Below are 14891 nucleotides of genomic sequence, written 5' to 3'. Positions count from 1 at the left end.
GCGGAGGACAGCCCTCGCCGGTGATCGGTCAGGCGACTCGGTGACGGGTCAGGCGACCGAGGCCGGGAACCGTTCCCACACCCGGTGTGCGGCCATCAACTGCTGCACCGCCGTCAGGGCCTCGGCGCCGGAGCCCGCCGCCACGATGCCGGGGGTGCCGGCCACCCCGGCCTGCTCCAGCACTGTGACGCCGGCGCCCCAGGCGCCGATCGCCTTGGCGTGCCGCCAGCACTCCTCGACGAGGAGCAGCACGCGGGGGTCCACGGCCGCCGGGCCCGGCCTGCCCGCCTTGTCGTCACGGGCCGGGATCGCATCCGGCGCGGGTGCTGGCGCTCCCGCCAGCAGGACCGCGTCGAACTCGACCGACCGGCCGGTGGCGAAGGTGCGCTGGACCGGCATGCCGCCGACCATGCCGCCGTGCGGGGCGATCAGCAGCGGCACCATGCCGGCGTCGAACACGGCCTGACGCACCTCGGCGACGCCGTCCAGGTCACCGTCGGGGTCGACCACGATCCCGACCATCCGCCCGTCCGCCGGCCACTCCCGGCCGACCTGCGACAGCGCCGGGCTGGGCGCGACATCGGCCAGCGGCACTGTGGGCTGCGGGGCGGGCAGGCCCAGACCGGTGGCGACCTGCTCGCACAACACCGGGTCGATGTTGGCGAGGCTCTGCAGCTGACGCTCCTTGATCGCCTGGTGGTAGCACTTGCCCAGCTCGAAGGTGTACGCCCGGATGATGTGCTCCTTCTCGACCGGCGACATGCTCAGCCAGAACAGGCGTACCTGGCTGTAGTGGTCGTCGAACGAGGCCGGGTTCGCGCGCACCTTCGGCGCCTGGGCCACCGTGACCGGCACGTCGACGAACGCGTTCTCGGCGTCGCCCGCCGGGAACGGGTTACCGCCGTCGAGCGAGTTCGGCCGGTACGGGGCGACACCCGCGTGCACGGCGTGCTGGTGGAAACCGTCGCGCAGCATGTCATTGACGGCCGCGTGCGGGCGGTTGATCGGGATCTGCGTGAAGTTGGGCCCGCCGAGGCGGGTCAGCTGCGTGTCGAGGTACGAGAAGAGTCGGCCCTGCAGCAGCGGGTCGTTCGTGACGTCGATGCCCGGCGGCAGGTGACCCAGGTGGAAGGCGACCTGCTCGGTCTCGGCGAAGAAGTTTGTCGGCGTCCGGTTGAGCACCAGCTTTCCGATGGGCTGCACCTCCGCCAGCTCCTCCGGAACGATCTTCGTCGGGTCCAGCAGGTCGATCCCCGCGAAGGTCTCCTCAGGAGTGTCGGGAAAGACCTGGATGCCGAGCTCCCACTCGGGGTACGCGCCGGCCTCGATGGCGTCGTAGAGGTCCCGCCGGTGGAAGTCCGGGTCGATGCCGTTCAGCATCTGGGCCTCCTCCCAGGTCAGGGAGTGCACGCCCAGCTTGGGCTTCCAGTGGAACTTGGCCAGCACTGTCTCGCCGGCCTCGTTGACCAGGCGGAAGGTGTGTACGCCGAACCCTTCCATGGTCCGGTACGAGCGCGGGATGCCCCGGTCGGACATGTTCCACATGGCGTGGTGCTGCGCCTCGGTGTGCAGCGACACGAAGTCCCAGAACGTGTCGTGGGCGCTCTGCGCCTGCGGGATCTCCCGGTCCGGGTGCGGCTTGGCCGCGTGGATGATGTCCGGGAACTTGATCGCGTCCTGGATGAAGAAGACCGGCATGTTGTTGCCGACCAGGTCGAAGGTGCCCTCGTCGGTGTAGAACTTCGTGGCGAAGCCACGGGTGTCGCGGACCGTGTCGGCCGATCCCCGCGAGCCGAGCACCGTGGAGAACCGGACGAAGACCTCGGTCTCACGCCCATTCTTGAGGAAGCCGGCCCTGGTGACCGCCTCGGCGGTGCCGTACGCGGTGAACACCCCGTGTGCACCGGCGCCCCGGGCGTGCACCACGCGCTCCGGGATGCGCTCGTGGTCGAAATGCATGATCTTCTCGCGCAGGTGGTGGTCCTGGAGCAACACCGGGCCGCGCGGGCCGGCCTTGAGCGAGTGATCGGTGTCGCGCAGCCGCGCCCCGTTCGCGGTCGTGAGGTAGGCGCCCTGCTGACCGTTCGCGATCGCCGGCACGCCGGTCTCGGCGCCGGTCGGCGTACGCGTCTGCGGCGTCCCCTGCTCCGGCTTCGGCGGCAGCGGGTCGTGTGGCGTCGTCGGCTCCTCGACGGTGGGCGTCCCGCTGCCCGGTGCGCCGGGAACATCGGGGGACAGGGCGTCGGAGATCTTCCCCGTGGCGCTCTTCACAACGTTCTTGACCGCCTCGGCGGGCTTGCTTGAATCCACTGAACAACCTCTCGGTGGTGCGTGTCGGGCAGACGCCTGCCCTGCTACCCCTGGTCAGAGGCTCGAAACACAACTGGTCGTGGCATCCGCCACCGGGACTGGTGATTTCACCGATGCGTGGATCGGAGGAGCAGCCAAAACTGACGCACGTCGATATCCCTCGACTCTAGGGAGTGCCCGACGTGTCGTCACCAACCACCACCCGTCCCCGTTCCGTCGCCGCCCGAGCGACCCGGTTCGCGCTGGCCGCCGTCCTGGCCGCCAGCGGCGTCCTGGCCGGATCGTCCGGCGCCGCCCAGGCCGCGAGCCCGTACGAGCGGGGCCCTGCCCCGACCACCGCGATCCTGGAGGCCAGTCGCGGTCCGTTCGCCACGGCCTCACAGAGCGTGTCCTCGCTGAGTGTCACCGGCTTCGGCGGCGGCGTCATCTACTACCCGACCAGCACCAGCGAGGGCACCTTCGGTGCCATCGCCATCTCGCCCGGTTTCACCGCCGCATGGTCCAGCATCAGCTGGCTCGGGCCGCGTCTCGCCTCGCACGGGTTCGTGGTGATCGGCATCGAGACCAACAGCCGGCTGGACCAGCCGGACAGCCGGGGTCGGCAGCTCCTCGCCGCGCTGGACTACCTCACCCAGCGCAGCTCGGTGCGCACCCGGATCGACAGCAGTCGACTCGCGGTGGCCGGTCACTCCATGGGTGGCGGGGGCAGCCTGGAAGCGGCCTCGTCCCGGCCGTCGTTGCAGGCCGCGGTGCCGCTCGCGCCGTGGAACTCGGACAAGAGCTGGTCGGAGCTGCGGGTGCCCACGCTGATCATCGGCGGGGAGAGCGACTCCGTGGCGCCGGTCTCGTCGCACTCGGTGCCGTTCTACAACAGCATCCCGGCCTCCGCCGAGAAGGCGTACCTGGAGCTGAACGGGGCGAGCCACTTCTTCCCGCAGACGACGAACACGCCGACCGCCCGGCAGATGGTGGCCTGGTTGAAGCGTTTCGTCGACGACGACACCCGCTACGAGCAGTTCCTGTGCCCCGGCCCGAGCGGTTCGCAGATCCAGGAGTACCGCAACACCTGTCCCAGCGCCTGACCGTGGTCGCGGGGCGGTCGCCGGTGGCGACCGCCCCGTCCGCGTGTGGGGCCGGGTATTGAAGGTCTTGACGCGATACCCGAGAAACGTACACTGCGAGTGTAAATAAACACCCGCCACGACAGAGGGATGGGTGATGGAGCGCGGCCTCGAACTGCACCACATCGGCGTCCGTTTCGGCGGCCTCACCGCCCTCGACGACGTCTCACTGCGCGTGCCACCCAACCGGGTGGTGGGCGTCATCGGGCCCAACGGCGCCGGCAAGACCACCTTGTTCAACGTGATCTGCGGCTTCGTCGCACCGGAGACGGGTTCGCTCACCCTCGACGGTCGACCGCTGCGGCCACGGCCGCACCGGCTCACCCGGCTCGGCATCGCCCGAACCCTCCAGGGCACCGGGCTCTTCGCCGGTCTGACCGTGCTGGAGAACGTGATGACCGGCGCCTCCCACACCGCCCGGGCGGGCTTCGTCCCGGCGCTGCTCGGGCTGCCGGCCAGCGACCGCGATGAGCGCCGACTGCGCCGCGACGCCCTGGACATCCTCGACGACCTGGGGATCGCCGGGCACGCCGAGGCCGCACCGACCACACTGCCCTTCGCCGTACGTCAGCGGGTCGCCCTGGCCCGTGCGCTCGCCGCGCGACCCCGGCTGCTGCTGCTCGACGAACCCGCCGGTGGCCTCGGTGCCGACGACATCGCCGAGCTGGCCGAGCTGGTCCGGCAGCTGCCCCGGCGCGACGACAACCCCTGTGCGGTGCTGCTGGTCGAGCACCACATGGACCTGGTGATGGCGGTCTGCGACGAGCTCGTGGTGCTCGACTTCGGCCGGGTGATCGCCGCCGGCACCCCCGACGAGATCCGCGACGACCCGGCGGTGACGGACGCCTACCTCGGCGCCGCCGTCGAGGAGGCCTATCCGTGAGCGCGGACAGCACACCTGACCTGCTCGTGGTGCGAGGGCTGGTGGCCGGTTACGGTGCCGCGCCCGTGTTGCAGGCCATCGACCTCACCGTCCCGGCCGGCACGATCGCCGCGGTCGTCGGCGCCAACGGCGCCGGCAAGACCACACTGCTGCGCGCGCTCTCCGGCATGATCCGCCCGGTCGCCGGCCAGGTGCTCCTCGCCGGGGAGGACCTGCGCGGCACGCCTGTGGAGCAGCTCGTCCGACGCGGCATGGCGCACGTGCCGGAGGGACGGGGCGTGATCAGCGAACTGACGGTCGACGAGAACCTGCGCCTCGGCGGGTTGTGGCGACGCGACCGGGCCGACGCCGGGCGCGCCCTCGACGAGGTCTACGAACTCTTCGAGCCCCTGGCCCGGCGTCGCAAGCACCTCGGCCACCAGCTCTCCGGCGGTGAACGGCAGATGCTCGCGCTCGGTCGGGCCCTCGTCGGCCGGCCCCGGCTGCTGCTGCTCGACGAGCCGTCGCTCGGCCTGGCGCCGCGGGTGGTCGCCCGGACCATGGCACTGCTCCGTCAGCTACGCGACCGCACCGGCCTGACCGTGCTGCTTGTCGAGCAGAACGTCCGCAGCGCGCTCGCCGTCGCCGACCAGGGCGTCGTGATGTCCCTCGGCCGGGTGGTGATCGCCGCCCCGGCGGCGAAGCTGCGCGACGACGTCGACCTGCGCCACGCGTACCTCGGTTTCTGACCACCACCTCGTCCCCCGGAGGGAGGACTGTTGGACCGCTTCGTCTTCCTCACCATCGACGGCCTGTCCCGAGGCGCGGTGTACGCCGCGTTCGCGCTGGCCCTGGTGCTCATCTGGCGGGCGGCGCGGGTCGTCAACTTCGCCCAGGGCGCGATGGCCGTCGCCGCCGCATACGTCGCCTACACCGTCTCCGCCGCGACCGGTTCCTACTGGTTGGGCTTCGCTGTCGCGATCGTCGCCGGCCTGTTGCTCGGTGCGCTGGTGGACCGCGTCGTGATGCGGCACGTCGACCACGCCTCACACCTCAACCCCGTGATCGTCGCGCTCGGTCTGGTGCTGTTGATCCAGGCAGTGCTGGGCATGGTGTACGGCAACGAGTTTCGCCCCGCCGAGGCGCCGTTCAGTCGGTCCGCTCTCACCGTGGGCGGGTTGGCCGTGCTGTCGCCGTACGACCTGTTCGTCTTCGCCACCATCGGGGTGGTGGTCAGCGGGCTGGCCTGGATGTTCGCCCGTACCCCGGTGGGGTTGCGGATGCGCGCGGCGGCCTTCGCCCCCGAGGTGTCCCGGCTGCTCGGGGTCAACGTCGGTGGCATGTTGACCCTCGGGTGGGCGCTCGCCTCCGGGGTGGGCGCGCTGGCCGCCATGCTGGTCATCCCGACCGAGCTGGGCCTGCACCCGCACGCGATGGACCTGGTGTTCGTCTCCGCGTTCACCGCGGCGGTGGTCGGTGGGCTGGACAGTCCACCGGGGGCGGTGGTCGGTGGCCTGGTGGTGGGTCTGTTGCTCTCCTACGTGAGCGGTTACGCCGGCAGTGACCTCACGCCGCTCGCGGTGCTGGTCCTGCTGCTGGCGGTGCTGCTGGTCCGGCCCGGTGGGCTGTTCGCCCCGGTCGCGGCGAGGCGGGTGTGAGCGCCACGAGGGCGGCCCTGCCGCCGACACAGCAGCTCGTCGACAAGGGCCGACCCGTCGACCGGCGACGCGGCTCGACACTGCTGCGGCACCTCGCGATCGTGCTCGTCGTCGGGCTCCTGCTGGTCGGGGTCAGCTACGCCGTCGAGCCGTTCCGCAACTTCCAGCTCGCCACCGTGGCGGCCTACCTCTGCGCGACCGCCGGGCTGACCGTCCTCACCGGCCTCAACGGTCAACTGTCGCTCGGGCACGGCGCGTTGATGGCCACCGGGGCGTACACCGTCGCGCTGTGCCAGAACGCGTTCTCCGACCGGGGGATGACCGGCGGCTGGCTGTTGCCGCTCTCGCTGGTCGCGGCGATCGTCAGCACGGTCGCGATCGGCGCGGTCGTCGGCGTGGCGGCGGCCCGGCTGCGTGGTCCCTACCTGGCCGGGGTCACCCTGGCGGTGGCCGTCGTCGTGCCGGCGTTGGCCGTCACCTTCGACGGCGTCTTCAACGGCGAGCAGGGGCTGTCGGTGCCGGTGGAGCCACCGCCGATGTCGCTCGGCCCGTACTTCCCCTACGAGCGGTGGCAGCTCTGGCTCACCGGCGCGGCCACCCTGCTCGCCCTGCTGCTGCTGGCCAACCTCATCCGCAGCCGGTACGGGCGCACCTTCCGGGCGGTCCGGGACGACGAGGTGGCGGCCCGCCTCGCCGGCATCCACGTGGCCCGCACCCAGGTCCTCGCATTCGTGGTCAGTGCCGCCACCGCCGGGCTCGGCGGGGCGTTGCTGGCGGTGCTCGCGCAGAGCGTCTCGCCCGGGGCGTTCTCGCTGACCCTGTCGCTGTTCCTGCTGATGGCCGTCGTGATCGGCGGTCTCGGCCGGCTCACCGGCGCGCTCTGGGGGGCCGTCCTGCTGGTCGCGCTGCCCGACCTCACCCACTCCGCGACCGAGATGCTCACGCTCTCGCCCGCGGTGGCGCAGCGGCTGGAGGGAAACCTGCCGCTGGCGATCTTCGGCCTCACCCTGATCGTCGTCATGATCGCCGCACCCGGTGGCATCCACGGGCTGCTGTCCCGTCTTGGTCGGCGCCTGCGGGCCCGGCGTTCCTGAGCTGCTCCGCGCCCGGCCCCGGCCGGGCGTTCCACCACACACACCGTTCCCCCGAACCGGACCGAGAAAGGTCGGTGTTCTCCATGCACCGTTTGGCACAACGTGGTCTCGCGATCGCCAGCACCATTGCCCTGTTGGCCGCCGCCGCTGGTTGCAGTGGTGACGACGGCTCCGGTCCCGGCGCGGCGTCGGTGCCGGGCGTGACCGACACCGAGATCGTCGTCGGCACCCACATGCCGCTCACCGGGCCGGCCTCGGCCGGCTACTCGAAGATCTCCCCGGCGACGAAGGCGTACTTCGACTACGTCAACGCCAACGGCGGTGTGCACGGTCGGAAGATCACCTACAAGGTCATGGACGACGGCTACAACCCGGCGAACACCCAGCAGGTGGTCCGTCAGCTCGTCCTCCAGGACAAGGTCTTCGCGATCCTCAACGGCCTCGGCACACCGACGCACAGTGGCGTGCTCGACTTCCTGAAGACCAACCGGGTCCCGGACCTCTTCGTCGCCTCCGGCAGCCGCAGCTGGGACCAGCCGGACAAGTATCCCGGGACGTTCGGGTTCAACCCGGACTACACGGTGGAGGGCAAGATCCTCGCCACCTACGCGAAGACGAACCTGGCCGGTCAGAAGGTCTGCTTCCTCGGGCAGGACGACGACTTCGGCCGGGACAGCCTGGCCGGCGTGGAGAAGGTGCTCGGTGCGTCGGCCGTGGCGGTCAAGCAGACGTACGTCACCAGCAACACCAACGTGGCGCCGCAGATCGGCGCGTTCAAGGCGGCTGGTTGCCAGGTCGTCGTGCTCGCCACAGTGCCCGGCTTCACCGCGCTGTCCGTCGGCACCGCCGCTCGGCTGGGCTTCAAGCCGCAGTGGCTGGTGTCCAACGTCGGCGCCGACCACCCGACCCTGGCCAAGCAGCTCGGTGCCGCCGCCCCGCTGCTGGAGGGCATGGTCGGCACCAACTACCTGCCGATGCAGAACGACACCGCGAACCCGTGGGTGCAGCTCTTCACGAAGATCAACAAGGAGCACAACGGGGACGCGCCGTTCGACGGCAACACCGTCTACGGCATGTCGGTCGGCTACCTCTTCGTGCAGGTGCTGCTCGCCGCCGGCAAGGACGTCACCCGGGAGAAGGTGCTGGACGCCGTGCAGAAGGGCGGCTTCCAGGGCCCCGGGCTGGTGCCGCTGCGCTTCTCCGCCAAGGACCACTCCGGCTACGGCGGCCAGCGGCTGAGCCGGGTGACCGGGGGAGTGCAGACCTACTTCGGGCCCGCGTACGAGACCGACGAGGCGGACGGACCGGTCAACGAGTACACCGCCACCCCGGCCGCGCCGCCGGCGAACGGGGTGCCGACCGTCTCCTGATTGCCCGCACCAGCGACGCCCGACCGGGCGTGGTCTCGCGTGACCACGCCCGGTCGGACGGCTGTCCGCGCTCGGGTGACGGGGTCTCCCGACCGGCTGTCCGGGACGTTGACCGACACCGATCAGCCCTCCTACTATCTGCACCGTGAATGCATATTCGGGTCGGCTCGCGGAACGGGTCGCCATCGTGACCGGCGCCAGTCGGGGCATCGGTCTGGCCATCGCCCAACGCCTCGTCGCCGAAGGCGCCCGGGTCGGGCTGACCGCCCGACATCCCGAGGCGCTCGCCGAGGCGGTCGCGGCCCTGGGCGGGTCGGCGTACGCCGTCGCCGTGCCCGGCCGCTCCGACGACCCCGAGCATCGCGCCCAGGCGGTGCGCCAGGTCAGTGAGGCGTTCGGGCCGGTGGACCTGCTGGTCAACAACACCGGCATCAACCCGGTGCACGGTCCGCTGATCGGGCTGGACCCGGCCGCGGCCCGCAAGATCCTGGACGTCAACGTCGTCGCCACACTCGGCTGGGTGCAGGAGGTGTGTGCCGCCGGCATGACCGAGCGCGGCGGCTGCGTGGTCAACGTCTCGTCGATCGCCGGTCTCACGCCGTCGCCCGGCATCGCCTTCTACGGGGTGAGCAAGGCCGCGCTCAACCACCTCACCGCCAGTCTCGCCGTGGAGCTGGGGCCGACGGTCCGGGTCAACGCCGTCGCACCCGGCGTGGTGAAGACCCGCTTCGCCGCCGCGCTCTACGAGGGTCGCGAGGACGAGGTCGCGGCACGGTACCCGCTGGGCCGCCTCGGCCTGCCGCAGGACGTGGCGGGCGCGGTCGCCTTCCTCGCCTCCGACGACGCCAGCTGGATCACCGGGCAGACCATCGTCTGCGACGGCGGCGTCACGCTGACCGGTCGAGCCGGATGACAGCCCCGGCGGTCGGCCCGGAACCGCTGATCACCGCCTGTCTAGACTCGGCGGTGCGTCAGGAGGCGCCGTGGCGGTGAGAGGGCGGGGGCGGATGGACGGGGTCGAGGTCGCGAGCCGGGTCGACGGGCGTACCGCCCGGGCCGAGCGCACCCGCGCGGCCATCGTCGAGGCTCATCTCGCGCTCATCGGCGAGGGGGACCTCCGCCCGACCGGGGAGCGCATCGCCGAACGGGCCGGCATCTCGCTGCGGACGCTCTGGACCAACTTCAAGGACATGGAGACGCTCTTCGAGGCGAGCGGCGCGGAGGTGCTCCGCCAGCAGGACGCCGCCTACCGGCCGGTCTCGCCCGGGTTGCCGCTGGCGAAGCGGGTCGACGCGTACTGCCGGCAGCGGGCCCGGCTGCTCCAGCTCATCACGCCGTCGGCGCGTGCCGCGCAGATGCGCGAGCCGGTCTCCGACCAACTGCACCGCAACCGCCTCAAGCACATCGACCGGGTCCGCGACGAGGTCGAGGAGCTCTTCGCCGCCGAGTTGGCCCAGGCCGGTCGGGGTCGGGAGCAACTGCTCAACGCCCTGGTCGCGGCGAGCATGTGGCCAGCCTGGTCGATGCTGCGCTACGGCCTCGGGCTGGGCGTGGACCAGGCCCGCGCGGTGATGACCCGGACGGTGGGGGCCCTGTTGGCGGAGGTCGCGGCCGACTGACTCCGGTCCGGCCCGATATCGCCCCCTCTTTCCATTCGGTTTCCGATGAGTGACACTGACATGCATGGTTACTGCATCGAGAGTGCAACTAACCGTGCTGCGTGGCCGGGACGACGAGTGCCGGTCTGTCCGGAGCCTCCTCGACGGCATGCCCAACGGCGGCGGTGCCCTGCTGCTGCACGGTGAGCCCGGATCGGGTCGGACGGCGCTGGTCGGCTACGCCCACCGGCACGCCGAGGGCTGCACTGTGCTCGGCGGGAGCGGGCTCGCCGAGGAGGCCACCCTGCCGTACGCCGGCCTGCAACGTCTGGTCGACCCCGTGCTCGACCGGGCCACCGTCCTCCCGGACGAGCAGCGCCGGCTGCTGCGGCGCGCGCTGGGCGGCGAGAGCTGCCCGGCCGACCGCCAGCTGACGCTGTCGATGGCGGTGCTGGGGTTGCTCACCGCCGCCGCCGGCGACCGTCCGCTGCTCGCCACGATGGACGACGTCGACCGGGGTGACCCGCAGACCGCCCAGGTGCTGGCCTTCGTGGCCCGCCGGCTGCGCCACCTGCCGATCGCCATCCTGCTCACCGCGGACGTGACCACCACTGTCGACGGGATACCGGCACACCGGCTTCGCGCCCTGACCGAGCACGAGAGCAGCGCCATCCTCACCGACCGACTCCGATCGTTGATCGAGCGGGGCAGCGGCGACCGGCTCCCCGAGCGGCCCGCCGAGTCGGTCGTGACCGCGCTGGCCGCGATCGGCGGCGGCAACCCGCAGGCCCTGGTGGACCTCGTCGACGTGCTCAGTCCCGGCCAGTGGCGGGGGGAGGAGTCGCTACCCGACGCGCCACCGGCGGACGGTGCTCTGGGCCGCGCGTACCGGGCCCGGCTGGACCGGCTGCCACCGGACACCCGACGGATGCTGCTGCTCGCGGCACTCGACGAGGACGGCGAGCCGGGCACCCTGATCCGGGCCGCGGCGGTCGCCGGGTCCGAGATCGAGGCGCTCGCCCCGGCGGAGGTCGCCGGCCTGGTCCGCGTCGAGCCGCGAGGCGTCACCTTTCCTCAGCCCCTGGTGCGCACGATGATCGCGGCCAGCGCCCCACTCGCGGAGCGGCGCGCGGCGCACCGACTGCTCGCCGGCGTGCTGGTGGCCGACGGGCAGCGGCTGCGCCGCGCGATGCACCTCGCCGCCGCGGCGGCGGGTGCCGACCCCGCCCTCGCCGACGAGCTGGAAGCGGCGGCAGCTGGCGGCGCCGACGGTTGGGCCACCGCCTCGGCGGCGCTGCGCTGGGCCGCCGACCTCAGCGACCAGCCGACCCAGTCGGCCGCCCGCCTGCTGACCGCCGCCCACTACGCCTGGACCGGGGGCCAGCCCGACGTGGCCCGGCTCCTGCTCGACCGTCTCCGCGCGGTCTACCGGGACCCGGCCGTCCGGGGTCGCGCCGACCTGCTGCGCGGTGAGTTGGAGCTGCGGTGCGGCACCGCCGCCCGGGCGTCGGCCAGATTGCTGGCCTCGGCCGGAGCGGTGGCCGGCACCGACCGCGCGCTGGCGATGTCCGGGCTCGTACGGGCAGGCGAGGCGGTCTGCTTCGCCGGTGACCAGTACCGGTACGCCGAGGTCGGCCGCCGGGCGTCGGCGTTGCGGCGGCCGAACGATCCTCCATCCATGGAGCTGATGGGCAGCCTGGTCGGCGGGGTGGCGGCGACCCTGCGGGGCGACCACGAGCGGGCCGGCCCCGCACTGCGTCGCGCCGTCGTGCTGGGTGGCCGACTGACCGGGTCGGCGTTGACCCCCACCGCGCTGAGCTGTGCCGCGGCTGCCGGCCTGGTGGTCGCCGTGGACGGCGCGGCACACCGGCTCGCCGATCGCGCCGTCGCGCTGGCCCGGGAGCGGGGTGAGCTGTCCATGCTGTCCCGGGCGCTGGAGTTGCGGGCGGTCGCCGAATACTGGTTGGGCCGGCACGAGGCGGCGGCGGAAACCTCCCGCGACGGGCTGCGGGTCGCGCGCGCCACCGGTCAGGCCAACTGCGCCAACGTCCACCTCGGCATGCTCGCCGTGCTCGCCGCCGTGCGGGCCGACCGGGACACCAGCCTGCGGCGCATCCGCGAGATGGGCGAGACGCCGACGCCGGGCAGCCGTCCGCACGCGTTTGCCGGGTGGGCCCTTGCGGTGCTCGACCTGGTCGACGGCCGGCACGCCGAGGCCGCGAACCGGTTGGCGTCACTGGCCCGGCTGGGCACCGGGCGCGGTCAGGTTCTCGTGCAGGTGATGGCCACCCCCTACCTGGTGGAGGCGGCGGCCCACCTGCCCTGCCGACCTGCGGCGACGGCTGCGCTCGCCGTGTTCGACAGGTGGGCCAGCAGCACCGCGAGCCCGTTGCGCCGGGCCCTGTCCGCCCGGTGCCACGCGTTGCTCGCGCCGCGCGGCGGCCCCGAGGCCGAGCAGGAGTTCCAGACGGCGCTGCGGCTGCACCCGACGGAGGCCGGCACGTTCGAACGGGCCCGCACCGAGCTGCTCTTCGGTCAGGAGCTGCGCCGCAGCCGGCGCCCGCGAGACGCGCGTACGCACCTGCACCAGGCCCGTGAGATGTTCACGCTGCTCGGGGTGAGTTGCTGGGCCGAGCAGGCGACCACCGAGCTGCGGGCGGCCGGGGAGTCGGTCGGTCCGCCGGACCTGCCGGCGGCGCGGTTGCTGACCGGCCAGCAACTGAAGATCGCCGAGCTGGTCGCGGAGGGGGCGACCAACCGTGAGATCGCGGCCCGGATGTTTCTCTCCACCCGCACGGTCGACCACCACCTGCGCAACGTCTTCCACCGGCTGGGCATCCGCTCGCGTACCGAGCTGGCGCGAGCGTTCGCCACCGAGCGGCAGGTCGGGCTGGCCTCGGATCGGTGATCGTCCGGTCTGGACGCGGTAAACTATCACCGCTAGTTTAAGCGCCATGGAGCTCACTCTCTCCGCCGAGCAGGCGGCGGTGCGCCAACTGGCCGCCGAGTTCGCCCACCGGGAGCTGTTGCCGCACGCGGCCGCCTGGGATCGACGTGAGTCGGTCGACCCCGCCATCGTCGGCAAGCTCGGTGACCTGGGCTTCCTGGGGCTGACCATCGCCGAGGCCGACGGCGGCTCCGGTGGCGACCACCTCGCGTACTGCCTGGTCCTGGAGGAGCTCGGCCGGGGCGACTCGGCGGTGCGCGGCATCGTCTCGGTCTCCCTCGGCCTGGTCGCGAAGTCCATCGCCGCCCACGGGTCGGCCGAGCAGCGGGCCGAGTGGCTTCCCCGGCTCTGCGCCGGCACCGCCCTCGGCTGTTTCGCGCTGACCGAGCCGGACAGCGGCTCGGACGCTGCCGCGCTGCGCACCCGCGCGGTCCGCGACGGCGACGACTGGCTGCTCACGGGCACGAAGATGTTCATCACCAATGGCACCACCGCCGACGTCGCGCTGGTCTTCGCCCGGACTGGCGGCCCCGGGCACCGGGGCATCACCGCGTTCCTGGTGCCCACCGACAGCCCGGGGCTGACCCGACGCGAGATCCACGGCAAGCTGGGCCTGCGCGGCCAGGCCACCGGCGAGTTGGGCTTCGACGAGGTACGCGTGCCCGACGCGGCCCGCCTCGGCCCCGAGGGCGGCGGGTTTCGGCTGGCCCTGGCCACCCTCGCCAAGGGACGGATGTCGGTGGCCGCCGGGTGCGTCGGCATCGCCCAGGGCTGCCTCGACGCGGCGGTCGGCTACGCCGGGCAGCGAACCCAGTTCGGCAAGCCGATCGCCGGGCACCAGCTCGTCCAGCAACTCCTCGCCGCCATCGCGGTGGACACCGCCGCCGCCCGGCTGCTGGTGTGGCAGGTGGCCGACCTGATCGACCGTGACCAGCCGTTCGCCACCGAGGCGTCGATGGCCAAGCTCTTCGCCAGCGAGGCCGCCGTCCGCGCGGCCAACAACGCGGTCCAGGTCTTCGGTGGGTACGGCTACATCGACGAGTACCCGGTCGGCAAGTACCTGCGCGACGCCCGGGTCGCCACCCTCTACGAGGGCACCAGCCAGATCCAGCAACTCCTCATCGGACGCGCGCTCACCGGCGTCAACGCCTTCTAGCTCCAAGGAGATCCGGCATGAGAGTCTTCGGCTCGTTCGAAGAGCTGGCCGCCGCTGTCGGCGAGACCATCGGGCCCGGCCCGTGGCAGCGCATCGAGCAGAGCCGCGTCGACCTCTTCGCCGACGCCACCGACGACCACCAGTGGATCCACCTCGACCCGGAGCGGGCTGCGGCGGGGCCGTTCGGCGGCACGATCGCCCACGGCTACCTGACCCTGTCGCTGCTGCCGGCCCTGGCTGGCCGGCTCTACCGGGTCGAGGGGGTGGCCATGGGGGTCAACTACGGGCTGAACAAGGTGCGTTTTCCCGCGCCGGTCCGGGTCGGCGCCGCCGTGCGCGCCACCGTCGTCATCGCCGAGGTGTCGCCGGTCAGCGGCGGTGTGCAGCTGGTCGCGACGGTCACCGTGGAGAGCGACAGCGGCGGCAAGCCCGTCTGCGTGGCCGAGACCGTGAGCCGGCTCTACCCCGCCACCGGTCGGTAATCATCTAGCGGGAACGTCGCTCTGCCCGTTTGGCGGGTGGGCGTTGCGGAACAAGTTCCGGAACTTGCGGCGGCGGGTTCCTCTCGCTCCTCCTGGGTCGACGCGCCGTGACCTCACCGTGCTGCGGCATGGGGTGCCACCTGGGCAGCAGTCTCTTGGTGTGATGACCGGGTCGGTCCAGGTCTCGTTAAACTTCCGGAAATTCTTGCTCGTCAATGAACGGCGCTGACATACTCCTCATCCACCGGAGTCGATGACCGAGGGTTGGCGCCTCTTCCCGGACGCCTTTTCCG

General features: G+C 72.1%; 12 protein-coding genes. 11 read left to right on the top strand and 1 reads right to left on the bottom strand.

Annotated elements, in window-relative coordinates:
• Positions 1-48: 48 nt before the first annotated feature.
• Positions 49-2310, bottom strand: coding sequence for a catalase (locus tag CLT68_RS24585; RefSeq protein ID WP_099854395.1), 2262 nt, complete (start codon positions 2308-2310; stop codon positions 49-51).
• Positions 2311-2492: 182 nt separating this feature from the next.
• Here CLT68_RS24585 and CLT68_RS24580 point away from each other — a divergent pair, with 182 nt between their 5' ends.
• From CLT68_RS24580 to CLT68_RS24530, 11 genes are all read left to right on the top strand, one after another.
• Complete coding sequence (locus tag CLT68_RS24580; protein ID WP_099857587.1) at positions 2493-3392, top strand: poly(ethylene terephthalate) hydrolase family protein; 900 nt, start codon at positions 2493-2495, stop codon at positions 3390-3392.
• Positions 3393-3528: 136 nt separating this feature from the next.
• Entirely contained in the window at positions 3529-4314 is a 786-nt protein-coding gene (locus tag CLT68_RS24575) for an ABC transporter ATP-binding protein (RefSeq protein ID WP_088948641.1), read from the top strand.
• Positions 4311-5042 carry an ABC transporter ATP-binding protein gene (locus CLT68_RS24570; protein ID WP_231927426.1) on the top strand — a complete coding sequence of 244 codons (732 nt, stop codon included), beginning with the start codon at positions 4311-4313 and terminating at the stop codon, positions 5040-5042. The genes CLT68_RS24575 and CLT68_RS24570 overlap by 4 nt, the downstream gene beginning before the upstream one ends.
• A 30-nt stretch (positions 5043-5072) precedes the next feature.
• The gene (locus CLT68_RS24565; RefSeq protein WP_099854393.1) at positions 5073-5951 is read left to right on the top strand and encodes a branched-chain amino acid ABC transporter permease; all 879 of its coding nucleotides are present in this window, start codon (positions 5073-5075) and stop codon (positions 5949-5951) included.
• The gene (locus CLT68_RS24560; protein ID WP_099854391.1) at positions 5948-7045 is read left to right on the top strand and encodes a branched-chain amino acid ABC transporter permease; all 1098 of its coding nucleotides are present in this window, start codon (positions 5948-5950) and stop codon (positions 7043-7045) included. The genes CLT68_RS24565 and CLT68_RS24560 overlap by 4 nt, the downstream gene beginning before the upstream one ends.
• 83 nt (positions 7046-7128) lie before the next feature.
• Positions 7129-8415: an ABC transporter substrate-binding protein gene (locus tag CLT68_RS24555; protein WP_088951818.1), complete on the top strand. Its 1287-nt coding sequence runs from the start codon at positions 7129-7131 to the stop codon at positions 8413-8415.
• A gap of 145 nt (positions 8416-8560) precedes the next feature.
• Positions 8561-9328: an SDR family oxidoreductase gene (locus tag CLT68_RS24550; protein WP_099854389.1), complete on the top strand. Its 768-nt coding sequence runs from the start codon at positions 8561-8563 to the stop codon at positions 9326-9328.
• 94 nt (positions 9329-9422) lie between these two features.
• Positions 9423-10034: a TetR/AcrR family transcriptional regulator gene (locus tag CLT68_RS24545; protein WP_099854387.1), complete on the top strand. Its 612-nt coding sequence runs from the start codon at positions 9423-9425 to the stop codon at positions 10032-10034.
• A gap of 64 nt (positions 10035-10098) precedes the next feature.
• A complete protein-coding gene (locus CLT68_RS24540; protein ID WP_099854385.1) occupies positions 10099-12921 on the top strand; it encodes a LuxR family transcriptional regulator in 2823 nt (940 codons plus the stop codon).
• 46 nt (positions 12922-12967) lie between these two features.
• Positions 12968-14116, top strand: coding sequence for an acyl-CoA dehydrogenase family protein (locus tag CLT68_RS24535; RefSeq protein WP_099854383.1), 1149 nt, complete (start codon positions 12968-12970; stop codon positions 14114-14116).
• Between the two features lie 17 nt (positions 14117-14133).
• Positions 14134-14598 (top strand): MaoC family dehydratase, encoded by a 465-nt coding sequence (locus CLT68_RS24530; RefSeq protein ID WP_099854381.1) that lies wholly within the window; start codon positions 14134-14136, stop codon positions 14596-14598.
• Positions 14599-14891 lie beyond the last annotated feature (293 nt).

The sequence above is a fragment of the Micromonospora sp. CNZ299 genome, from assembly GCF_002754415.1.
This window is presented reverse-complemented; position numbering and strand designations above follow the sequence as displayed.